The 24,755-nt window shown below is 37.9% G+C and carries 12 protein-coding genes, 1 tRNA gene and 1 rRNA gene; all 14 read left to right on the top strand.

The window, feature by feature from the left end:
• Positions 1-15 precede the first annotated feature (15 nt).
• The gene (locus OLM61_RS20765) at positions 16-1,644 is read left to right on the top strand and encodes an MBL fold metallo-hydrolase (RefSeq protein ID WP_264524491.1); all 1,629 of its coding nucleotides are present in this window, start codon (positions 16-18) and stop codon (positions 1,642-1,644) included.
• 88 nt (positions 1,645-1,732) lie between these two features.
• A complete protein-coding gene (locus tag OLM61_RS20760; protein ID WP_264524490.1) occupies positions 1,733-2,440 on the top strand; it encodes a thioesterase II family protein in 708 nt (235 codons plus the stop codon).
• A gap of 250 nt (positions 2,441-2,690) precedes the next feature.
• Positions 2,691-3,056: a hypothetical protein gene (locus OLM61_RS20755; RefSeq protein WP_264524489.1), complete on the top strand. Its 366-nt coding sequence runs from the start codon at positions 2,691-2,693 to the stop codon at positions 3,054-3,056.
• 190 nt (positions 3,057-3,246) lie between these two features.
• On the top strand, positions 3,247-5,733 hold the full coding sequence (locus tag OLM61_RS20750) for a TonB-dependent receptor (RefSeq protein WP_264524488.1): 2,487 nt from the start codon (positions 3,247-3,249) through the stop codon (positions 5,731-5,733).
• A gap of 137 nt (positions 5,734-5,870) precedes the next feature.
• Entirely contained in the window at positions 5,871-7,505 is a 1,635-nt protein-coding gene (locus tag OLM61_RS20745) for a cyclic peptide export ABC transporter (RefSeq protein WP_264524487.1), read from the top strand.
• A gap of 425 nt (positions 7,506-7,930) precedes the next feature.
• Positions 7,931-12,361 (top strand): amino acid adenylation domain-containing protein, encoded by a 4,431-nt coding sequence (locus OLM61_RS20740; RefSeq protein ID WP_264524486.1) that lies wholly within the window; start codon positions 7,931-7,933, stop codon positions 12,359-12,361.
• Between the two features lie 31 nt (positions 12,362-12,392).
• Entirely contained in the window at positions 12,393-13,031 is a 639-nt protein-coding gene (locus tag OLM61_RS20735; protein ID WP_264524485.1) for a 4'-phosphopantetheinyl transferase family protein, read from the top strand.
• A gap of 24 nt (positions 13,032-13,055) precedes the next feature.
• On the top strand, positions 13,056-14,993 hold the full coding sequence (locus OLM61_RS20730) for an alpha/beta fold hydrolase (RefSeq protein WP_264524484.1): 1,938 nt from the start codon (positions 13,056-13,058) through the stop codon (positions 14,991-14,993).
• Between the two features lie 542 nt (positions 14,994-15,535).
• Positions 15,536-18,868 carry a beta strand repeat-containing protein gene (locus OLM61_RS20725; protein WP_264524483.1) on the top strand — a complete coding sequence of 1,111 codons (3,333 nt, stop codon included), beginning with the start codon at positions 15,536-15,538 and terminating at the stop codon, positions 18,866-18,868.
• Positions 18,869-18,920: 52 nt separating this feature from the next.
• Positions 18,921-20,138, top strand: a complete 1,218-nt coding sequence (locus tag OLM61_RS20720) for a gliding motility-associated C-terminal domain-containing protein (protein ID WP_264524482.1) — start codon at positions 18,921-18,923, stop codon at positions 20,136-20,138.
• A gap of 341 nt (positions 20,139-20,479) precedes the next feature.
• The gene (locus OLM61_RS20715; protein ID WP_264524481.1) at positions 20,480-20,821 is read left to right on the top strand and encodes a LytR/AlgR family response regulator transcription factor; all 342 of its coding nucleotides are present in this window, start codon (positions 20,480-20,482) and stop codon (positions 20,819-20,821) included.
• Positions 20,822-21,047: 226 nt separating this feature from the next.
• Positions 21,048-22,016, top strand: a complete 969-nt coding sequence (locus OLM61_RS20710) for a YheT family hydrolase (protein WP_264524480.1) — start codon at positions 21,048-21,050, stop codon at positions 22,014-22,016.
• A 1,013-nt stretch (positions 22,017-23,029) separates the two neighbouring features.
• Positions 23,030-24,543: ribosomal RNA gene (locus OLM61_RS20705) — 16S ribosomal RNA — on the top strand.
• A gap of 126 nt (positions 24,544-24,669) precedes the next feature.
• A tRNA-Ile gene (locus OLM61_RS20700) sits at positions 24,670-24,743 on the top strand.
• Positions 24,744-24,755: the final 12 nt, after the last annotated feature.

Genomic DNA, 24,755 nt, shown 5'->3' with positions numbered 1-24,755 from the left:
TAATTAACTTTTATAATGGAAAACACTGAAAAATATTACTTTAAACCAAATGTAATTATTGGACCACTGGTAGATAAATGGTACGCATGGACACACTTAATATCGCCTGCAACAGCTGCAATGAATATTGTTGAAAGACATTTAAAAATTATGAATTCTTATATTCAGGCCCCTGCGATTCATGAGGCTGCCGTAAAAAATCCGAAAATGCTGGGAGGCCCTTTTATGGATTATGAAACCAGAAGAGTAGAGGAAGTAAAGGAACTAAAAGCTGAAATTCTTAATAAACAGGCCAACGCCATACAATTATCAGACGCGATAAAAGAATTGGACCAACTTCTTAAAGCAAAAGCAAAAGGAGCTTCATTGGAGCCTTTGTACAAAGAAGTTCCGGAAATATTAAAAGGATATGTAGAATTGGTTTACGATTTAAACAATCATCCTTCGTATCGTTTTTTCGAATCCTTATTATACAACAGTCCTTTTTATTCCAAACAGTCGCAATCTATTTCCTTATGGGAAACACTAAACGACGAACGCCCTTTTTGTTTGAGCACACCGCAGTTGGAAGAGCCAAATGTATTACAGTTGGATATTCCGTTTGACCATAAAGGAATTGATACGTTAAGCAGAATGAAAAGAAATCCGGGATCTATAGAAGCCGTTGCAGAAGAACTGGGCGTTAAGGAAGAGCAAATGGAGCTGTTTAAAACTTTCTTTACTAAAAAAGAACATCCTGCCTATCAAAAATATACGGGTGACAAAGCCAGAATGCGTTATCTGGGACATGCCTGTATTTTGATCGAAACCAAAGATGTGAGTATCCTTGTAGACCCTTTGATTAGTTATTACGGATATGAATCTACCGTTGAGCATTTTTCAGATATTGACCTTCCGGACGTAATTGATTATGTATTGATTACGCACAATCACCAGGATCATATCGTATTGGAAACCCTGCTGCCGTTGAGACATAAAATTAAAAACCTGATCGTACCGGTAACCACCAGCGGAGCACTTCAGGACCCTAGTATCAAATTAGCGTTTCAAAGTATCGGATTTAAAAACGTCATCGAAATTGACGAACTGGAAGAGATAAAATTTGAAAATTGTACCATTACCGGGCTTCCGTTTACAGGAGAACATAGCGATCTTAACATCAGAGCCAAATCATGTTTCCATGTGGCCATAAACGAGCTGAGCTTTTTGTTTGTTGCCGATTCAAGAGTAATGGAACCGAGATTATACGAACACATTCACAGAGTTAAAGGCGATGTTGATGTCTTGTTTTTAGGAATGGAGTGTGCCGGCGCGCCTTTAAGTTGGCTTTACGGCTGCCTAATGACAGAACCGATTAACAGAGAAGACGATCAGTCGAGACGCTTGGCTGGCTGTGATAGTGATAGAGGGTTATCGTTGGTAGACATTTTTAATCCAAAAGAAGCTTATGTCTACGCAATGGGAATGGAGCCATGGCTGGAATTTATAAGCAGTATCAAATACACCGAAGAATCGCTGGCCATTATTGAATCCAACCGATTAATAAACCACTGTGCCGAAAAAGGAATCGTCGCGGAACGTTTATTTGGAGAAAAAGAATTGTTATACGATTACGAGTTAAAAAAAGAATTGGTAATTAATTAATTTTAAGTAAATTTCTGACATCTTAACGGAGCTAAAAACCTTCTTTTGATTTTTTAAAAGAAGGTTCTGACCAAAACCAAATAACCAAATGAAAAAAAAGCAACTATTCTTACTGCACTTTGCCGGTGGTAGCATATACTCCTTTGAATTTCTGAAGTCAGCTTACACCGATTTTGAAATGATACCGGTAGAGCTTCCAGGCAGAGGAAAAAGAATCAAAGAAAAATTACTTACTTCTTATAAGGAGGCCATTCAGGATATCTTTTCGCAAATAACAGCGCAGCTTAATGGCAATCCATTTATCATTTACGGGCACAGTTTAGGTTCCTCTTTAGGTTTGGGGGTAACCGATTTATTGGAGAAAAACAACACTCCGCCCCAATGTCTTATTGTAAGCGGCAACGCCGGACCCGGAATCACAAGCGACAACGACCGATCTGATCTGGATCGGGATGATTTCGTCAATATGCTCACCGAATTGGGAGGGATATCTGATGAATTGCTGCAAAGCAAAGAGCTGTTAGATTTTGTATTACCGATACTTAGAGCCGATTTTAAAATAGTAGAACAAGATTTTTTTATTGAAAATACGGTCGTAAAATCTCCGATAGTAGCCATAATGGGGAACTCAGAAAAATACGTAGACCGAATCAACAACTGGAAAAAACATACTGCTTCGGGATTTAGTTCCTACGTACTCAAAGGAAACCATTTTTTCATACTCAATAATGGAGATAATCTGATTAAGATTTTTGAAACCAGTTTTGATGAATGTGCGAGTCTGAACTATCAGTAAGGTGATATGTAGACTGTGAGATGTGAAAAGTATATCAAAAAAACTACGTTTCTCTCACATTAAGCTTTGTGTTTTATTAAAAGTGAAACGCCTTAATTTCAGCCAGAAAAACTATGTTTCTATGTGTTTAACAATCGCCACAGATTAAAAGATTGAAAGATTAAAAAATCTGCAAGATCTGCAAGATCTGCGGGAGAAACACACACACAAAGAACCGCTAACTATCCCAACCGTATAAAAACTAAAAATTATGAAAACAACCAAAACGCTAATTGCCGCTATCCTAATATTATTCATCTCCGCTAGCAGCATAGCACAAAATAAGAAAAAAGAACAGGTGGAAAATCAACTTACGATCACAGGCATTACCGGACAATCTATAAAAGAATCAGCTGACGTAAATAATGTTGAAAAGCTCATTGAAGAAATCAGCAACCAAATTGTAAAAGAAAAACTGGCAACCAAAAGCACTGGCAAGTTATCGTATTTACTCAACGACAAAGAGTTTATCATAAACGGCGTGAGACAAGAGTCGGCAGTACAATTGAGGTATAAAAATAAATATATCGGGAAGAACACGAAGTGGAACATCTGCAAAAATTACAAAGCAAAATAAGCAGAGTCTTTACGCCTTATCAGCGGTTCCTGTTTTAGCATACTCCTTAAATTTAGAATGGACTATCGCTTCAATACGTTCAAAGACTGTAGATCTTTTCTATTCCATAAAAATTATCAATCAAAAAAAGAGCTTGAGACTACTTGATGTCATTCTCACAGTTAATCTTAAAAAATACATTTAAAAAAGAATGAAATACAATTATATGCATATAAATTATATCGGTTTGCTGTGTGTGTTTATTTTTCTATGCAATTCAACATACGGACAAAATTCAAAAACACCAGATAATTCGATATACAAGCAAGTTTCAACTTCATCAATTTCAGGAACTGTTATCGATGCTGAAAACAAAGAGCCTGTCATTTTTGCAACAATTCTTTTGTTGAATGAGGAACAGGAAACCTTAATAAAAAGTGAATTGTCTGAAAACAAAGGAGAGTTTAATTTTATAAATCTGAAGAACGGGAAATACAGAATTAAAATTGTTCATGATGACTACAAGACTTTTAAAAGTGAAATTATTACAATAAAAGAAGACAACAAAAAACAACTTTTGCCTATAGAATTGCTTAAGACCATAAAAAAGGAAAATTTAAAAGAAGTTGTAATCGTTAAAAAGAAAAAGTTCATTGAGACTAAGATCGACCGTACTATTTTAAATGTAGACGCTTTAGAATCAAACAGTGGAATTACGGCTTTAGAATTGTTAAAGAAAGCACCCGGAACCAGTATAAGCGAGCAGGGAGTGGTAAGTTTGAATGGAAAAGCAAATACTACGATTTTTATCGACGACCGTCCAACGTACCTGTCGGGAGCACAACTTGAAAGTTATTTAAGCGGACTGGCTTCAGATAACATCGACAAAATTGAAATAATGACCAACCCGCCTGCCAAATATGAAGCGGCAGGAAATGGGGGAGTGATCAACATCAAACTAAAAAAGAGCAAAAAAGAAGGAGAAAACGGAAGCGTAGTAGTGGGATTGAGACAGCATAAATTTACCGAGTACAACACCACCTTTGATTTGAATAAGAAAAAAGAGAAGTACAACCTTTTTTTAAGTGGAAACATTGGTTACAAAAAACGTTTTCAGAATCTCTTCATCAATAGAAACTTTACAGAAACAGGCAGTTACAGCAGACAGGAAACCAATAATGTAGGAGATGCTATAGTGACCAACCTCAGATTTGGTGCAGATTACAATCTTTCAAAAAATACTGTTATCGGATTCTCCACAGATAGTCAGATCTGGAATGGGAATGATATCGACGATGGTCGAAATTATCTCTACAACAAAACCCAGGCCATGGATTCAATTGTAAAAACACTAGGGGACTCCGACAGTAAATCGGTAAACAGTGCCACAAATTTTAACGTCACACATAAGCTGAATGAAAAGAGCGATGTTAGTGCCAATTTCGATTATTTACTATACGATTCTTTCCCCTATCAGGAATTTAAAAATTCGATCGTGTTTTCGGATGCAAGTAAAAATTATTCCGATATGCTCGTAGGAGGAGCGGCTTCTAAGGTTAATATTTATGCGGGAAAGGCAGATTATTCGAATCAGCTGACTAAGAAAACAAATTTACAGACCGGATTTAAATACAGTAACATCAGAACCAATAATGAAAGTAAATATTTTGATATCGTAAACGGTAATACGACTCCAAACTTAAATCAGAATAATAAATTTTTGTACGACGAAAAGATAACAGCTTTATACGCGAGTTCCAACACCAATTTTGACAGACTCTCGATGCAGTTAGGACTTCGATATGAAAGTGTGAAAATTGTGGGCGATCAGTTAGGAAACGAAATAAAGCCCAGAATGAAAACCAAAACCAGCTATGATAATTTTTTCCCGACCGTCTATCTGTCTTATAAGCTGGATTCTTTAGCGAATAATACCGTAGGAATCAATTACGGAAAAAGAATCGACAGACCGTATTATCAGGATCTTAATCCCGTGGTTATCCAGTTAGATAAACTAACTTTTTACAAAGGAAATCCCAATCTGAAACCGTCCATTACCAATTCAGTCGAAGCTTCTTTTGCCCATAAAAGCCTGCTGAACGTTACGCTGGCCTACAGTAAAATTAACGATCAGATTATGGAAACCATAGAAATTTTAAACAATACCTATTACAGTATGCCCGGAAATATAGGCGATACCCAGGTAAGCAATCTTAGTGTGAGCTCCACTTTTAATCTTGCCTCATGGCTAACGTTTTCTACAAATGCTCAACTGTCCTACACCGATACTAAGAGCAATTTCTTTGGAGGCAAACTGCACAGTTATGGCTACAATTTCAGAATCGATCCCGTATTGCAAATAAAACTAAAGAACGACTATAATGTTGAACTCTTCAGTCGATACGTAAGCAAAGCCTATGTGGCTCAGTTTTCTATAGATCCTTATTGGTTTCTGGATATAACCGTCAGTAAAAAACTTTCTAGCAGAAGTTCAATCAAATTAATAGGTATGGATATTTTTAGAACCTATATCAACAAAGGAATAATTAATAATCTGGTTAATACAACGGCAGACTATAAGACTTTATGGAATACGAGACAGGTGAGAGTATCGTTTACGTATAATTTTGGAGATAAAATCACCACTCAGGAAAGAGAAAATAACAGTATCGATACCGAGAAGAACAGAATTAAATAATAGAGTATTTCCTCTGCAGCAAGACGGCCTGCTACTATTTCTTTAGAATTTCATTTTCAAAATAATTTCAGAATCCATACCTAAAAAGGGTATCATCTCCTTATGACTTTATAAACCACAACAAAAAAACTTTTAAGATGTTTAAAATATCACTAAAAAATACAATTCTTCTGGCGGCCTATGCTTTGCCAAATACAATTCTTAGTTTCGGAATAGTGTACATTATAAACAACGCCCTGTCTGGTAATAAGTCGTTTATGACGGATTATACCGGAATGGTTTTTTTTGCAATTGTTGTCTACACCTACTTGTTGAACATCATTTTTCAAAAGGGACTCAATGAGTTTTCTTTTAAAATGTTGTACGATAATGAAAAAATAATATTTTCAAAAATTCTTCAGACCTCACTTATAAAATTGGAAAATCTGGGTTCACAGCGTTTTTTCACTGTCGTTGAAGACCTGAGAGTATTCGGGCTTTTGCCTTATACGGTAACGCATACCGTGAATTCTGTTTTAATGTTAGTGCTTTGTTTGATCTACATGTTTACCATTTCTATAAGTTCAGCTCTTATTGTTGTGGCATTAATCATTGCAGTGGCAGCCTCTTATCTGGTGGTTATAAACTCTATGTCTAAAAAAGTAACCAGCCTCAGAGAATACAACGATGATTATTATATGTATGTGGATGACGTAATGAAAGGGTTCAAAAAACTAAAATTGAGCTTTTTCAGAACGGAGAATTTAATGAACAAATTTTTAAAACCCAATCGGGATCAGGCCGGAGAACTGGACTTTAAAATCAGTTACATCTTTTTGTCGATCAATCTGATTAGCCAGTATGGTTTGTATGCCATTATTGCAACTATTTTGTTCGTATTGCCAGGCTGGGGATTGTTAAGCCAGTCCGATGTTATTGCCTATGTGGTCATTGTTTTGTTTATCTCAGGCCCTATAAACAATCTCATAAATCTACAGCAAACTTATACCCGTTTTATTGTAGCCAACAAAAGAATCAAAGATTTCTTAAAAGACTTTGAAGTGCATGAAGATGCAAAACCACAACCGGAAATACAGCATACTTCGTTTGAAAGTATTGAATTCAGAGACATACATTTTTCATACAATAGTGACTCCAACGATAGTGTGTTTGCATTAGGTCCGATAGATCTGACCATAAAAGAAGGAGAAACCATTTTTATTGTGGGTGGAAATGGTTCCGGGAAAAGTACCTTCATTAACACATTTACCGGACTGTACACACCTTCTAAAGGAGAAATGCTTTTAAACGGAAAAGAAATCGAATCCAGTCAGGAAAATCAAAATTTAATAGCGGCTGTATTTACCGATGATCATATATTCTCTCACAACTATGAAGAATACACCGTTGAAAACAATCTCGAATACAAACAGTTACTGGAAATGATGAAGCTGGATCAGGTTATTTTAGACGATAAAGAAAGCTCTGCCAGAAGGAAATTTTCGAAAGGACAAAGTAAAAGAATGTCATTAATCTTTGCTTTGATGGAGAAAAAGCCAATTTTGGTTTTAGACGAATGGGCTGCCGATCAGGACCCGTATTTCAGAAAGTTTTTTTATGAAGAACTCATCCCAAAATTAAAAGCAGAAGGAAAAACAATTATCGCAGTAACACACGATGACGCCTATTTTCATCTGGCAGACCGAATTTTAAAATTCAACTACGGTAAAATTGATGCCGAGGTAACAGTCGACAAATCAAAAGAATACAGCAAAGAATTATTCTGGGCTTAGATCATGTTCAACACAATAATGTCATGAATATGGCACGCGGATTACACGGATTCGCTAACGCGAAAACGCGGATGGATACGGATTTTTTTTTATTTGTACCGCGAGAACAATTTAGGTCAAGCTCCGTAGGAGCAAAATGTGTATAGGCACGCGGATTATGCGGATTCGCTAACGCGAAAACGCGGATGGATACGGATTTTTTTTATTTGTACCACGAAGACCAATTTGGTTATGCTCCGTAGGAGCGACATGTGTGTAGCATCCATAGGAGCGAAATATGTCTAATACAATTAGACGCTTCGTCTATCAAACCCACCCCCACAAAATCATTCTTTTTAGGTTCCAAATTGGAAAACTCATTTCGTTTCATTTCTGAGGCGAGACATGATATCACTTAATTCTAATTGCATAAAAAATATTTTAAAATGAAACTTACCCTTCCTCAACAAGATGTTTATTTCGAGCAGTTACTATATCCCAATGAGCCTATCTATAACATTGGGGCCAAAATAAAAATTAAAGGTCAAATAAACCGGGATGCATTTCAACAGGCATACCTTGCCCTGATCAATCAGCACGACTCCTACAGAAGCATTCTGACCAATGAACGTGAGAACGTTGAGATAAAAATAGTCGAGGAGCACAATTCGACCTTGGGTTTTGTCGATTTTTCTCAATCGAAGGAGCCTTACGAGACAGCCAATTTATACATGCAGCAGGAGTTTGCAAAGCCTTTCGACTTGTTTGGAGGGCATCTTTTACATGTTTTTACGCTGGTTAAAGTTCAGGAGAACTTTCATTACCTGTTTTCAGTGTACCATCACATCATAACGGATGGTTGGGGAACCTCCTTAATGTTTCAGAGACTGGTAGACAACTACAATGAGATTTTGGAACAGGGGGAAATTAAGAGCACCTATCCCTTTAGTTACAAGGACTTCGCAGCCGATGATGCGGCTTATCAGGAATCGGAAGCGTACGAGCAGGGTAAAATATACTGGACTAAAAAATTTCAATCCCTGCCTCAAAATCTATTTGATAAAATAGAAGACAACATTCAAATCAATAAAAGCGATCGTAAAGAATTAATTGTAAAAAGAGAGGTGTACAATCAGCTCAACCAGCTGGCAGCAAACTACAAATGCTCTACTTTTAATGTGATTCTGGCCATTTTATATGCCTATTTTGGAAGAAAACACCAGAATAATGATTTTGCCATTGGGTTGCCGGTTTTAAACAGAAGTAAATTCAGTTACAAGAAAACGGTTGGTCTTTTCATGGGAGTTTCTCCTTTAAGAATTGCCATAGATTTTAATGCCACTTTCGAAGATCTGATTACAGCGATCAAAAACACATTAAGACACGATTACCGCCATCAGAGATTTCCATTGGGGAAATTAATTCAGGGACTTCATATTTTTAGTGAGAAAGAGCGATTGTTTAATATTACCCTCTCTTATGAAAAACAAAATTATTCAAATGATTTTCTTCATACCCATACACAGGTAATTCCGTTAACGCACCAATCGGAGCGAGTGGCTTTGGCCATTTACATCAGAGAATTTGATGAAGATGAAGAGGTGAAAATTGACTTCGATTACAACTTAAACTATTTCACTGAGGCACAGATTACGCAGGTAGTCCATCATTTTGAAAATTTAATTCATGCCATTTTAGAAGCTCCTAATCAAATCGTAAAAGAACTAAATTATCTGGGAGATGATGAAAAACGTCAGGTTCTCGAAACATTCAATACCACAAAAGCAGACTATCAAAAAGACAGCACTATACTTGATTTATTTCGGGAACAAGTTGTAAAATTCAGTACAAAAGAAGCTTTAAAAGACGATCATAAAAGCTATACCTATACAGAACTTGATGAGGTATCCGATCGGGTAGCCAAATATCTAATAAACACTTACGGGCAGGAGGATAAATCCCCAATTGCCGTTTTATTAGGACGTTCTGCAAACATTGTCATTGTTTTACTGGGCATATTGAAAGCGGGAAGATCGTACATTCCTCTGGATCCGACATTCCCTGAAGACAGACTCAACTATATTGTTGCTAATAGCGAGGTTAACGTACTTATAAATGAAAATGGCTTCTGTTTAAATTCCAGCGATGAGGTACAGATAATATCCTTAGAGACCATCTTAGAAACAACAGCAGCAACCGAAGAAAATCTCTCTCTAAGTGTTTCCCCTCAGGACACCGCTTATATCATTTATACATCGGGTTCAACAGGCAACCCAAAAGGAGTTGAAATAGGGCATAAGTCCTTGCTTAATTTCCTGACCAGCATGCAGCAGGAGCCGGGAGTTAGATCGGGTGATGTATGGTTTTCGGTTACAACTTACTCCTTTGATATTTCAATTTTAGAATTTTTTGTACCCCTGTTGTCAGGAGCCGCATTGTACATTGCGAGCCAGGAAACTTTAGCAGATCCAACTGTTATCATCAAGAAAATAGAAGAGATCCGGCCAACTATAATTCAGGCTACACCAAGTTTTTATCAAATGCTGTTCAACGCAGACTGGCAGGGAGACAAAAGATTAAAAATACTTTGTGGCGGCGACTTATTAAGTGAAGCATTGGCCGAAAAATTAATCGACAGCAATTTTGAAGTCTGGAACATGTATGGCCCGACAGAAACAACCATTTGGTCCAGTATAAAAAAACTCGAACACTCAAAAGAGGCTTCAAACATTGGAAAACCCATCCACAATACCCAAATTTATATATTGGATTCCTTTTTGAGTCCTAAACCCATAGGAACTTCGGGAGCAATTTATATCGCCGGAGACGGATTGGCAAAAGGTTATTATAAAAATGAGGCACTTACTCGCGAAAAATTTAGTAAAAATCCATTTCGAGCGGACAGTTTACTCTACGAAACCGGCGATGTCGGACATTGGAATGATAAAGGAGAAATTGAATTTTTAGGCCGAAATGACAATCAGGTTAAGATTAGAGGGTACCGAATTGAATTGGGAGACATAGAATCACATTTGAATCAGATTTCAGGAATAAAAGAATCCGTTGTGATCGCAAAAAAAGGAAATCAGCAGGAAGCCTTTTTAGTCGCGTATGTCCTAAAAACAGAAGAAACAATTGACACAAAAGCAATTGTGACTACCTTAAAAATGAATCTTCCGTACTACATGATTCCCAACACAATTATTCTTTTGGATGAATTTCCACTAACGCCCAATCAAAAAATAGACAGAAAGGACCTGGCACAAAGAGCCATTGAGCATACTGACACAGGAGACGATTTTAAAGCAGCGGATACGCCTTTAGAAAAGAAACTTTCAGAATACTGGAAAGAAGTTTTAAACAGCAAAAAGGAAATAAGTACAAATGAGAACTTTTTTGCTTTGGGAGGACATTCGTTAAACGCAGTGAAACTGGCAGGATTAATAGTCAAAAATTTATTGTTCGACGTGACCCTGAAAACGATTTTCGATTATCCTACAATTGGAGTAATGGCCAGCCATTTAGCGACTTTAACACCAAATAATAAACCGGGTATTCCTTTTACATCTCTAAAAACCGATTTTGAAATAACGCCTTCACAGCAGGAATTGTGGGTAGCCTGTCAGGATCTTCAAAAATCAATCGCTTACAATATGGTAGCGGTTTTTGAAATTAACGGAACCGTATTTCCGGATAAGATAAACCATGCCTTATCTCAGTTAATTCTTGAAAATGAGATCTTGCGCACCAATTTTGTAGAGAGCAAAGGAGCTGTTTTTCAAAAAATTAAACCAAAAGAAAATATCATCTTTAGTATCACTCAGATCGAAACTAAAAAAGAACAGGCTTCAGAAATTATTCAGCAATACATAGAAACCCCTTTTGATTTAGAACAGGATTTACTTTTAAAAATGATGCTGGTACGCACCAGCGACACCACATCCTCGTTAGTATTTTGTACCCATCATATCATTATGGATGGCGTTTCATTAGAATATCTTACCAAAGAATTTATTAAAAAGTACAACCATCCCGATGCGATAATTAAAGACACAGGCATTCAGTTCAAAGATTATACCGCCTGGTTATCTACCGCTGCAGACGATAAAGCCTCTTTAGAATTTTGGCAGCAATATTTAGCGGGTTATGCGATCAAAGAAACGATTAACAGCGATTGGAATCACAATGATAAACAGCAAAACGGAGCACATTTTTATGATGCGTTTACCAAAGAAGAGACAAAAGCGCTGAAACAATTGGCACAGCAGCAAAAAAGCACCCCGCATAACATTATAATTTCGCTTTTGAATGTGCTTATTTATAAAATTAATGATCACAGTGATATTGCAATCGGAACCGTAAACTCGGGAAGAAACATCGCCGATATCGCTACCATGATTGGGATGTTTGTAAAAACACTGCCGCTTCGTACGCAGCTAAATGAAAGTATGAGCTTTTTAGCGCTTTTAAAACAAGTGCAGGACAACATGCTTTTGATAAATACACATCAGGATCTTCTGCCGCAACTCAAAAAAGAAACCTTGTTTGATGTTCTGGTAACGTATCAGAATCCGGATTTTTCATTTCAGGAAACCATAAAAATGGACAATGCCGAACTAAAATACATACCCGCCGATACCAATTACAGCCGATTCCCCTTGCTTTTTAATTTCTTCGAAAGTGAAGACAGTCTGAAAATCAGCGTTTCGTACGGCAGCAGCAAATATGAAGAAATTACGATCCGGTTTCTGCTGATTACTTTTAAAAATTTAGTAGCTCAAATAATAGAAAACCCTTTACTCAAAGTATCAGAAATAGAATATCCTTTAGCGAGTACAAACAAACTCCAGGAAACAGATTTTGACTTTAACTTTTAGGCGTTTTAACCACTAAAATCCCCCAATACTTTTGATTCACATTTATTACTCCTACCTGTCTGAGGAAAATCATCAAAGCTTACTGCAGAATGATTTACCCCAATTTCCACTCGATTATCAGGAAAAGATTAAACGATACCGAAGATGGCAAGATGCACAATTGTCGCTTTTAGGGCGAATACTGCTGTTTAAAGGAATTGAAGAAACCTACAAGAAGCAACCAGGGGCAAAACAGCTGTTGCAAACCTTTTACAACAAACCCTATTTTGAAGACAATCAAGTGCTTTTTAATATTTCACATTCCGGCGAAATTGTCGTTTGTGCCTTAAGCGATCAGCATGAAGTTGGTATTGATGTTGAAATCATAACCGATATTGAAACCGCCGATTTTAAACCGCAAATGACAGAAATAGAATGGACAAAAATTGCCCGGTCTCAGAATAAAAAAGAAGCTTTTTTTGAGTATTGGACTCAAAAAGAAGCTGTTTTAAAAGCTCAGGGACATGGACTAATAGTACCGTTGAAATCATTTGAAGTCTTAGACAATACCACCGAAATCAACGGAGAGAAATACTATCTAAGCGAAGTAAAAATAGATGAAAAGTACAAATGCCACATTTCGCTCAAAACAGATGCCGGCGAAATCTACCTGAAAAGAGTTATAATTTAAACCGAACCCATTAATTAAACCAAAATGAAAAAAGTATTAAGCCTGTTTTTTTTAGTATTGATCGTACCCGCTTTTGCATTCGCACAAACAAAAGCTTTTAAATTAGAGAAAGTAAAAACTTTTTTTCCGGAAGATAAACAACTCTCTCAGGAAAACATAGAATGGGGGTACTTGACGGTCCCTGAAAACTGGGACAAACCAACAGGTAAAACCGTTAAAATTGCTGTGGCGGTTTTAAAGAGCAGCACTAAAAGCAAAGACTCAAATCCAGTTGTATACATAGATGGCGGACCGGGATCGGGAGGTATTGAAGGAATATGGGCCTGGCTGGACCATCCGTTGCGAAAAAACAGCGATATTGTTTTATTTGACGTAAGAGGAACCGGCCGTTCTTTGCCAAAATTTTGCCCAGATCTGGGGAAAAAATTCTTAGAGATACTGGCAAAAAATCAAAACAGTACTCAGGACGAGCAGCAAAAAACAATCGCCTCATTAGAGTGCAAGCAAGATTTGTTAAACAGAAATATTGACATAAGCGCCTACAACAGTAAGTCAATTGTAAAAGATCTGAACGCTTTAAAGAGCGCCTTGCACTATGATAAATGGAATGTTTATGGAGTTTCTTATGGCACCTATACCGCTCAGGTGTATGCTAATGATTTTCCGCAGGACATCAAATCACTAACGCTGGATTCTTCGATTTCAGACATTTCCGAGTATTACAATAACAATACTGCAAACTATATGGGCAGTCTTAAAAAAGTTTTTACTGCCTGCGAAAACGACCCTAATTGCAACAAACAATACCCAAATCTGGAAGAAGCTTATTACGAAACCATTGAAAAATTAGAAAAAAAGCCAATTACCGTTAAAGTCGATAATCGAATCATTTCGAGTGGCACGTTTACTTATAATGCGGAAGATTTTAAGATTGCGATCCAGCAGTCGCTATATCAAAAAAGACTAATCGAAGTAATCCCACTATTAATATCCGAATTTAATAAAGGAAACAAAAACACCTTAAGTTCGCTGGTAGCTGCTTTTTCAGGAGCTCTGGGCTTAGATTACGGACAGTATTATTGTGTAAGCTGTAACGAAGCGGTCCCGAACAATTCGATTTCAGAATTTAACAAAGACGCCCGCAATTACAAAGCATTAAAAGGAGGACTCTCTTTTTACAAATCAGATTTTGTAGTATGTGACAAATGGAATTTAGGAGCAAACAAACAATCAGGACTAAATGATTTATCAAACCTGTCTAAGCTAACTATTCCTGTGTTGGTATTCGCTGGTGCTTTTGACCCCATCACTCCGGCATTAAATGGTAAAATTACCTTTGAACGATTTAAGAATGCATTTTTGGTAAACGCTCCTATTTCTGGTCACACTCCGGGTTTTTCAATAGTAGGCGTTCAGATAGCCGAAAGATTTATAAAAAATCCATTTCAAAGACCCGACACCAAAGAACTGGATTCAGACAATAAGGTTCATTTTGTTACAGGCATAAAAATTAGTGGCGGAATATCGAACTTTGCCAACAGTATAAACGAATTCAATCTGCTCTTTTTTGCTCCTTTTTTCACAGCTTTGATTATCGCTTTACTTTCGATTTTCATATTTGCTTACGTCCTCATCAGAAAAAGAGAAGAAAAAACACCGGATAAAATTTTGCTGGCACTGATCATAATAACTTCTTTGCTAGGGATATTTACCATTATCGGATTCGTTTTGGCGGTAAACAGTACAGCCGAATTGAACTTCTACATCCTTGCTTTTGGAGTACCGGATCAGTTTAACTACCTTTTCATATTGCAATGGATTTTTATAGCATTTACGCTCATTTGCATACTGTACTTTCTGCTTAAAATCAAGCATATTTCCAATACAGGTGTTGTCGCTACCATCTTGTTTTCACTATTGCTCATTGGTATTTACTTCCAATATTGGGGATTTTTATTTTAGCTATCAGAAGCCTGAGCGGCGCTAAGAAAATAAAAAATAAAAAATAAAAATAAAAAATCTGCCTGATCTGCTTGATCTGCGAGAGAAAAATTGCTCTATAGAAGTATAGTTTTTAGGAGCAAAAAAGAAAAAAAAGAAGCACGTTTCTTAAAAAAAAGAGAGGCTGTCAGATAAAATTTGACAGCCTCTCTTTTTTTGTAATAGGGTCAAAAGACCCCATTATAATTTTGTGCACTGAGATATTGTGTACAATACTTCAGATCTTGTTTATGATTCTTCATACTCGCCAAATTTATCTTTTACAATACGGGTTTTTTATTTAATATCAGAGTATAGATTTTTTCAAGTAAAGCATGCAACCACAAACCACAAACCATTAACAATTAATAATTAACAATTAACCATTTTACAACATAAGTTTTAGCGATTATGATCTCTTTGTCTTCGAAAATATCATAGAATTCTATACTTGTTACTTCTACTAATATTTAGAAAAAATATAGCGACATATTTGTAGCATATAATACAAATGCTTTACAATAATGAGAAAGAATCTACTCGCATTAATGCTACTTATAGGTGCTGTAACTTATGGACAAGTAGGTGTTGGTACTTCAAAACCAGATGCGTCTACAATGTTAGATATCGTATCTAATAATAAGGGGATTTTAATCCCTAGAGTTCCTTTGTTAAGTACAGTAGATAAAAAAACGATTGATAATGTTAACGAGAATAGTTTATTAGTTTTTAATACTCAAACGATTTCTGATGTTACGCCTGGTTTTTACTATTGGTATAATAACAAATGGAATAGGATTTTAGTTTCCGGAGAGAGTAGTGGTAATGTCAATTTAGTTGATGGTTTTGGTGTTCCGGCAAATAAAGGAGAGATTGGATATCCGGGGGATAACATAGCGATGTACATTGATAATAAAACAAAAATACTTTATGTACGAGATCCTGATAATAATGATAAGTGGATTCCAATAAACGGAAAAAGCGGTTTAAATGGAGCTGATGGTATTACCGAAGCTGCAGGCGAACTAGGAAAAGCAGGATCAATTACGACATTGGATGTGATTATAAAAGACCCAAATGGAGCGATTTATGCCTATGTTGGGAAAGAAAACACTGCTGCAGGCCGTGATGCTGAATGGGCTTCAAAGTCTCGAAACTGGGTTAAAATCAATGGAGTTGTAGGAGACAAAGGTGATAAGGGTGATAAAGGAGACCAAGGTATTCAAGGATTAGCCGGAGCAAAAGGAGTAAAGGGTGATAAAGGAACAAAGGGGGATAAAGGTGACCAAGGTATCCAAGGTTTGGCTGGATCAACTGGAGCAGCTGGCGCGAAAGGAGATAAAGGAGACCAAGGTTTAACCGGAGCAAAAGGAGACAAAGGAGATCAAGGTATCCAAGGTTTAGCTGGAGCAGCTGGAACAAAAGGAGATAAAGGAGACCAAGGTATTCAAGGTTTAACCGGAGCAGATGGTGCAAAAGGAGATAAAGGAGATCAGGGCGCTCAAGGTTTAACCGGAGCGGCTGGTGCTAAGGGTGATAAAGGAGACCAAGGGGTTCAAGGTTTAGCCGGAGCAAAAGGAGATCAAGGAGACCAAGGATTAGCCGGAGCAAAAGGAGCTAAAGGAGCAAAAGGCGATAAAGGAGATCAGGGTATTCAAGGTTTAACCGGAGCAGATGGTGCGAAAGGTGATAAAGGAGAGCAAGGTATTCAAGGTATTCAAGGATCAGCCGGAGCAAAGGGTGATAAGGGAGATCAGGGAATTCAAGGTGTAGCCGGAACATCTGGAGCAAAAGGAGACAAAGGAGATCAGGGAATTCAAGGTTTAACCGGAATATCTGGAGCAAAAGGAGACAAAGGTGACCAAGGTATTCAAGGTTTATCTGGAGCAGCGGGATCAGCTGGAGTAAAAGGAGATAAGGGAGACCAGGGGATTCAAGGTTTAGCTGGAGCATCTGGAGCAAAAGGAGACAAAGGTGACCAGGGTATTCAAGGTTTAACCGGAGCATCTGGTGCGAAAGGAGATAAGGGAGATCAGGGAATTCAAGGTGTAGCCGGAACAGCTGGAGCAAAAGGTGATAAAGGTGATAAAGGTGACCAGGGTATTCAAGGTTTAACCGGACCATCTGGTGCGAAAGGTGATAAAGGAGATCAAGGTATTCAAGGTTTAACCGGAGCAACTGGAACAAAAGGTGATAAAGGTGACCAGGGTATTCAAGGATTAGCCGGAGCAGCTGGAGCAAAAGGAGATAAAGGTGACCAGGGTATTCAAGGTTTAACCGGAGCATCTGGTGTGAAAGGAGATAAGGGAGATCAGGGAATTCAAGGTGTAGCCGGAACAGCTGGAGCAAAAGGAGATAAGGGAGATCAGGGTATCCAAGGTTTAGCGGGATCAGCTGCTGCGAAAGGCGACAAAGGAGATCAGGGTATTCAAGGTGTAGCCGGATCAGCTGGAGCAAAGGGTGACAAAGGAGATAAAGGTGACCAAGGTGAGCAAGGTGAGCAAGGTTTTGCCGGAGCAGCCGGATTACAAGGGGACCAAGGAGATAAAGGAGATGCAGGAAATAAAGGAGATCAAGGTATTCAAGGTGTAGCTGGAGCAAAGGGCGATAAGGGTGATCAGGGTATCCAAGGTGTAGCCGGAGCTACTGGAGCAAAGGGTGATAAGGGTGACCAGGGTATTCAAGGTTTAGCCGGAGCAGCTGGAGCGAAAGGAGATAAAGGTGACCAAGGTATTCAGGGTTTAGCAGGATCTGTCGGAGCAAAAGGCGATAAAGGAGATCAGGGTATCCAAGGTTTAGCTGGATCAGCCGGATCAGCTGGAGCAAAAGGTGATAAGGGGGATCAGGGTTTAGCCGGAGCAGCTGGAGCAAAAGGAGATAAGGGAGATCAGGGTATCCAAGGTGTAGCCGGAGCTACTGGAGCAAAGGGTGATAAGGGTGACCAGGGTATTCAAGGTGTAGCCGGAGCTACTGGAGCAAAGGGCGATAAGGGTGATCAGGGTATCCAAGGTGTAGCCGGAGCTACTGGAGCAAAGGGTGATAAGGGTGACCAGGGTATTCAAGGTTTAGCCGGAGCAGCTGGAGCGAAGGGAGATAAAGGCGATAGCGGAGCTTCTAATATTACTTTTAGCAATAGTTCGAGTGCAAACAATGCTACAATTATGATAAACGGTAATACTAGTACAGGTGCAGCAATTGTAAATACAAATGCGCTATCAATTTCAAGTGGATCATTAAAGTCAACCATAAATGGAGTAGACAGTAATAGTATTAGTATGAAAGATGCGACAACAAATACATTAAGTATAACTGGAGGAGTTTTAACTTCAGAAGTAAATAATGTTAAGTCTACTGCAAATGTTTTAGAAAAGGTTTCTAATGGATTGTCGGTAAATGCCGGAGAAGTAAAACTAGGAGGGAAATTAACAGGAGCTACTATTGTTACCACTACTGTTAATGAGACTTTGGCTTTACAGGGGTTACAATCTACCAGTACTTTAAATAGTGACAATATTATACTTGCTGATGCTACAACAGGAATATTGAAACTGGTATCTGCTGCTAAAATGCTACCCGCAATTGTAACAAAAACAAGCAATTATACCGCCTCACTTTCAGATGAAACAATCTTGGTTAATGCGGGTTCAGGGGCAGTAACGATTTCCATCCCATCGGCATCATCTGCGTTAGGTAAAAAATTCAACATTAAAAAAATAGATAACACAAATAATAGTGTGACCGTTAGTCCTGCAAATAGTACGATTGATGGAGTGGCAGGTTTAGTTGCTGATATTGCTTTTCAAGCCTGGGTAATCCAGTCAGACGGAGTGAATTGGTATGTGATTAGTCGCAACTAATTAAAGTCAGTAAATGGAATAGAGAGCTAAAGTAAAATAACAAATGATTAAGATGAGATTATTAAATTTAAAAGGCGGGCTGCTTTTATTACTTCCTTATTTTGTTTCTGCCCAAACAATCAATAAAGGAGAGCTTTTTGTCGCCCCAAATACTCAGTTAAGTTCTATAGGTGCTTTCGATAATACTACTACAGGTGTTGTAATTAATGATGGCGAACTTTTTTTGTACAGCCATTTGAACAATAGTGGTTTGGTAAGTTTTAATCGTGGTAATTCTTCAGGTATAATACGATTGTATGGAGAATCCGGATATCAGAATATTTCCGGATCTGTCCCAATCGAAATGAATAATGTAGAATTTAAAAACAGTAATAGTGATAAGGGCGCTGCTTTTCACGTTTCTAATTATTTAAGTATTTTCGGTACAGCCGACTTTAAAGAAGGAATTATAGATGATGATGCATATGATGGTATAGTTATTTTTGAAAACGGCTCAAGTTGTTTAAATGCAAGTGATAAATCTTTTATAGATGGTGAAGTAAAGAAAATAGGAAATAAAGACTTTACCTTTCCTATTGGAGATAGATTAAAGTACCGTTCTGTAGGGATTTCTGCTCTTAAAATAGATTCCGATGCCTTTAGTGGAAAATACTTTTTGGAGAATGCAGATAATTTATATCCTCTTAAAAATAAAGAAAAAAATATTCTAATTATAAACAGCAAAGAGTATTGGACAGTCAAAAAAGCAGGAGCTGCTTCCGACATTATAATTACTTTAAGTTGGGATGAAGCTACGACTCCTGCAACGATTATCGAATCACCTTCTGATATCCATATTGTGCGTTGGGATAACAGTAAAAAGGCTTGGGTTGATCAAGGCGGAATAGTTAATCTTCAGGATAAAACAGTCTCTTCTCCTGCTAGTATATCAGGTGAAGGAGTATTTACTATTGCAAAATTTAAAAAAACGAACTCTTTTGTAGTATACAATTCAATTTCTCCAAATAACGATGGATTAAATGAATACTTGAGAATTGACGGGCTGGAGGGAACCGAAAACGAAGTTGAAATATACAATCGTTGGGGAGTAAAAGTATTTCAGACTACAGCATATGGCACCAAAGAAAATGTTTTTGATGGTTTTTGTAATGTTAAAAACCTTCTTTTAAGAAATGAAAAACTCCCTAGCGGAACTTATTTTTATATTCTTTCAGTTACCAAAGATCAGGTAGATACTAAACAAACCGGATATCTATACCTAAGCGAATAAATAAAAATTAAACTTTAACTACACTGTTTCTTTTATATTTTTATAGTTGGCGTGCATAATAGTACTGTCCCACTATAAGTAATAGTTTCATTTATGACCTATTTTAAGCCGGGTGTTACGCAAACTAAACCATCTATTATATTAGAAGTACTCATTTGTAAATATATTTTATTTTTGTAAGAAATATCAATGACTATTATCAAAAAGTAGTGTAGGGAGCATGTATGTTTTGTGGAGTCTTCTCCTGTGAAATTTATTAGATGTGAAAAATTACCCTTCTGGAAATAACAGAGTTGATAGGAGTTTAGATTAATTTGTGAACCGTTTAATAAAATAAGTTTATGGATAATAAAAAGAAAAAATATATTTTAATCTCTTCTTTTGATAAAGTTGATTTTATTCAAGTAGATCAAATTATATGTTGCGTGGCGGATGGCAGATACACAAGCATTTTTACACTTGATGGAAAAGAACATGTTGCGTGCCAGAATTTAGGCAAATATGAAGATGATCTTAATGACGAGATTTTTTTTAGAATTCATCAATCTTATATCGTTAATGTCAGTCATATCTGCAGAATTAAAAAGAATGAAGGATTCTTCTGTGAAATGTCAAACAATATGACATTGCCAATTTCAAGTAGAAAACAAAAAGGATTTCGTGAATTTATCGGACTGAAGTAAATGAGGTGAACTGTACCATAATTTAAGGCCACTGAATAAATTGTACTGCAGAGTACATAAGTTTAAACTGGTCTTTAGAAAAGAAAAGTAATATTTATGGATTTTAAAACAAACAAGCATTAAACAAACTTATTTTGATGGTGTAAAATGAAATAAAGAAGGCAGCATTACGTTTGATATGGATTGATTTCTTAGATTTGTATAGCACCATAAAAAACATTTTGTCATGCCAATAATTGAACAATCAGAATACAATTTGCCTTCTATTATTCATCGCAACAGACATATTTCTACTATTTATGCTGCTTTGTTTAAAAAGTATGAAGTTCCGGGTTATACAAGAGAAAAACACGAGTTAAGCGACGGCGACTTTATAAATATCGATTTTATTATAAACGATTCTAAAAAAGCAGTCATTTTATGCCATGGATTAGAGGGTGATTCGCGCAGAACGTATAATAATAGCTGTGCCGCTTATTTTCAGGAAAAGGGGTTCTCTGTTTTTGCATGGAACAACCGTACCTGTGGAGGAGAGATGAACCGTCTTCCGAGACTTTATCATCACGGTGCGGTAGATGATCTTGACGAAGTAGTGCAGTTTGTTCTTCAAAAAGAATTCGAAGATGTTTATTTGATCGGATATTCAATGGGAGGAGTTCAGCTATTGAATTATCTGGGATGGACAAAAATCGATAAACGTATAAAGGCAGCGGTCTCTATTTCTGTGCCAACTCATATTGCAACTAGTGCTGCTGTACTCAAGCAAGGTTTTAACAGAGTCTATTTAAAGAACTTTACAATTGACATTAAAAGAAAGCTAAAATACAAAGCGGCACAGTTTCCCGATTTTATAAACCGTGACCAGATTGATAAAATCTCGTCATTTGATGAAGTCGATCAGTATTTTACAGCACCGCTACATGGCTTTGCAAGCCGGGATGATTACTACCAGAGGGTTTCTCCGGAATTTTCGCTTCAAAACATTACAACTCCGGTTTTAATCATTAATTCATTAGATGATCCATTTTTGGGCGAAAGATGTTACCCCAGGGCCATAGCTCAGGATAGTGCATATGTTTATCTGGAAACTCCAAAATATGGAGGGCACTGCGCTTTCCCTTTGCGCGATTCAATGTATTCCTATGTAGAGAAAAGAGCTTACGAGTTTTTCGAATCCTGTAAAGGACTCGCTTAATGTTTTAAGAAGTGTAATTGAATAGAAGTTATCGATAGTTTAAATTAAATACCTACTTATATATAGTACCAACCCGACAGGTTTCTAAAACCTGTCGGGTTTATTTTTGTCTACCTATATATAAGAGTAATTTTTGTCCAACCGAGCGAAAATATAATAAGAGCAGCCTTTGTCTGGCTGAGCGAAGTCGAAGCCATCAAGTTTGGATTTTGGTATTTGGAATTTGAAGTTAATGAGAAGCCCTCTCCCGCTATCCGCTACAATCTTTTGCTTTTTAAAGGAAAAAGCAAAAGGATTTCCACTTCTATCGGGGCTAGGGGATAGGTTTTCAAAAGAAAACAACCCAAAAAACAAAAACGCAGCGTCCTTTTAAACCCGACAGGTTTTCAAAACCTGTCGGGTTTGTTTTGCGAGACCAGTAAAATCGGGGCGTTTGGAAAGATGGGATTATCCTGAAAGAGATTCACTAAAGAAAAACCTTTCAAAACTAAAAATAGATTAAATTCTAAAAGGGGTGTTATCAGAGTGTTAACAAAAAGTTTTCAAAAACATCAAAAATACTTGTGTAAAAAGCTTGTAAAAGTGAATAAAGTGTCTACTTTTGCACCCGCAACAGCGACAGACGTTCACCGAAATACTGGCAAGAAAAGGAATCAAAACGAAAAGAAATTTTCAAATAAAAATTCAAAAAAGCTTGCGAGAATGGAAAACGGATATTACATTTGCACCCCGCAAAACACGGGAAGCTCATTGAAAGATTGGAAGGAGAAAGAAGTAAAAACGAAAAGAAATTTTCTAAAAAAAACTTCAAAAAACTCTTGCCATTTAGAAATAAGTTTTCTACTTTTGCACCCGCTTTGAAATACAAGCCAAACACAAGAAGACACGTTCGTAGACATATTGAATTGACAGCCGTTTTAACAGAGATGTTAAAACAAAAGAATAAGAGTAATGGAATCGAGAGATTCGCAAAGAACCGATAGAGACGACATCGCAATATAATATAAAAATATACGATGAAGAGTTTGATCCTGGCTCAGGATGAACGCTAGCGGCAGGCTTAACACATGCAAGTCGAGGGGTATAGTTCTTCGGAACTAGAGACCGGCGCACGGGTGCGTAACGCGTATGCAATCTACCTTTTACAGAGGGATAGCCCAGAGAAATTTGGATTAATACCTCATAGCATAGCAATCTCGCATGAGATCACTATTAAAGTCACAACGGTAAAAGATGAGCATGCGTCCCATTAGCTAGTTGGTAAGGTAACGGCTTACCAAGGCTACGATGGGTAGGGGTCCTGAGAGGGAGATCCCCCACACTGGTACTGAGACACGGACCAGACTCCTACGGGAGGCAGCAGTGAGGAATATTGGACAATGGGCGCAAGCCTGATCCAGCCATGCCGCGTGCAGGATGACGGTCCTATGGATTGTAAACTGCTTTTATACGAGAAGAAACACTCCGACGTGTCGGAGCTTGACGGTATCGTAAGAATAAGGATCGGCTAACTCCGTGCCAGCAGCCGCGGTAATACGGAGGATCCAAGCGTTATCCGGAATCATTGGGTTTAAAGGGTCCGTAGGCGGTTTAGTAAGTCAGTGGTGAAAGCCCATCGCTCAACGGTGGAACGGCCATTGATACTGCTAAACTTGAATTATTAGGAAGTAACTAGAATATGTAGTGTAGCGGTGAAATGCTTAGAGATTACATGGAATACCAATTGCGAAGGCAGGTTACTACTAATGGATTGACGCTGATGGACGAAAGCGTGGGTAGCGAACAGGATTAGATACCCTGGTAGTCCACGCCGTAAACGATGGATACTAGCTGTTGGAAGCAATTTCAGTGGCTAAGCGAAAGTGATAAGTATCCCACCTGGGGAGTACGTTCGCAAGAATGAAACTCAAAGGAATTGACGGGGGCCCGCACAAGCGGTGGAGCATGTGGTTTAATTCGATGATACGCGAGGAACCTTACCAAGGCTTAAATGTAGATTGACCGGTTTGGAAACAGATCTTTCGCAAGACAATTTACAAGGTGCTGCATGGTTGTCGTCAGCTCGTGCCGTGAGGTGTCAGGTTAAGTCCTATAACGAGCGCAACCCCTGTTGTTAGTTGCCAGCGAGTCATGTCGGGAACTCTAACAAGACTGCCAGTGCAAACTGTGAGGAAGGTGGGGATGACGTCAAATCATCACGGCCCTTACGCCTTGGGCTACACACGTGCTACAATGGCCGGTACAGAGAGCAGCCACTGGGCGACCAGGAGCGAATCTATAAAACCGGTCACAGTTCGGATCGGAGTCTGCAACTCGACTCCGTGAAGCTGGAATCGCTAGTAATCGGATATCAGCCATGATCCGGTGAATACGTTCCCGGGCCTTGTACACACCGCCCGTCAAGCCATGGAAGCTGGGGGTGCCTGAAGTCGGTGACCGCAAGGAGCTGCCTAGGGTAAAACTGGTAACTAGGGCTAAGTCGTAACAAGGTAGCCGTACCGGAAGGTGCGGCTGGAACACCTCCTTTCTAGAGCCTTAAATGTTAGCAGTAATGCACGTTAAGGAAAAAAGATGTTTATTTAAAGGATCTGAATCGCTAAATTCAATTACTCTTGCTGTTAATTTAAAAAAAAATGAAAATTAAGTAAAACAGAGTCTCGTAGCTCAGCTGGTTAGAGTACTACACTGATAATGTAGGGGTCGGCAGTTCGAGTCTGCCCGGGACTACTTTTTTAGAAT

It is taken from the genome of Flavobacterium sp. N502536, from assembly GCF_025947345.1.
GTDB lineage: Bacteria > Bacteroidota > Bacteroidia > Flavobacteriales > Flavobacteriaceae > Flavobacterium.
The sequence above is the reverse complement of the archived record's forward strand: the minus strand, read 5'-3'. Positions and strand labels throughout refer to the sequence as shown.

Coding starts and splice junctions, on each gene's coding strand:
- OLM61_RS20765 (WP_264524491.1), top strand. CDS start 16: ATGGAAAACACTGAAAAATATTACTTTAAACCAAATGTAATTATTGGA.
- OLM61_RS20730 (WP_264524484.1), top strand. CDS start 13,056: ATGAAAAAAGTATTAAGCCTGTTTTTTTTAGTATTGATCGTACCCGCT.
- OLM61_RS20760 (WP_264524490.1), top strand. CDS start 1,733: ATGAAAAAAAAGCAACTATTCTTACTGCACTTTGCCGGTGGTAGCATA.
- OLM61_RS20710 (WP_264524480.1), top strand. CDS start 21,048: ATGCCAATAATTGAACAATCAGAATACAATTTGCCTTCTATTATTCAT.
- OLM61_RS20725 (WP_264524483.1), top strand. CDS start 15,536: ATGAGAAAGAATCTACTCGCATTAATGCTACTTATAGGTGCTGTAACT.
- OLM61_RS20740 (WP_264524486.1), top strand. CDS start 7,931: ATGAAACTTACCCTTCCTCAACAAGATGTTTATTTCGAGCAGTTACTA.
- OLM61_RS20745 (WP_264524487.1), top strand. CDS start 5,871: ATGTTTAAAATATCACTAAAAAATACAATTCTTCTGGCGGCCTATGCT.
- OLM61_RS20750 (WP_264524488.1), top strand. CDS start 3,247: ATGAAATACAATTATATGCATATAAATTATATCGGTTTGCTGTGTGTG.
- OLM61_RS20715 (WP_264524481.1), top strand. CDS start 20,480: ATGGATAATAAAAAGAAAAAATATATTTTAATCTCTTCTTTTGATAAA.
- OLM61_RS20755 (WP_264524489.1), top strand. CDS start 2,691: ATGAAAACAACCAAAACGCTAATTGCCGCTATCCTAATATTATTCATC.
- OLM61_RS20720 (WP_264524482.1), top strand. CDS start 18,921: ATGAGATTATTAAATTTAAAAGGCGGGCTGCTTTTATTACTTCCTTAT.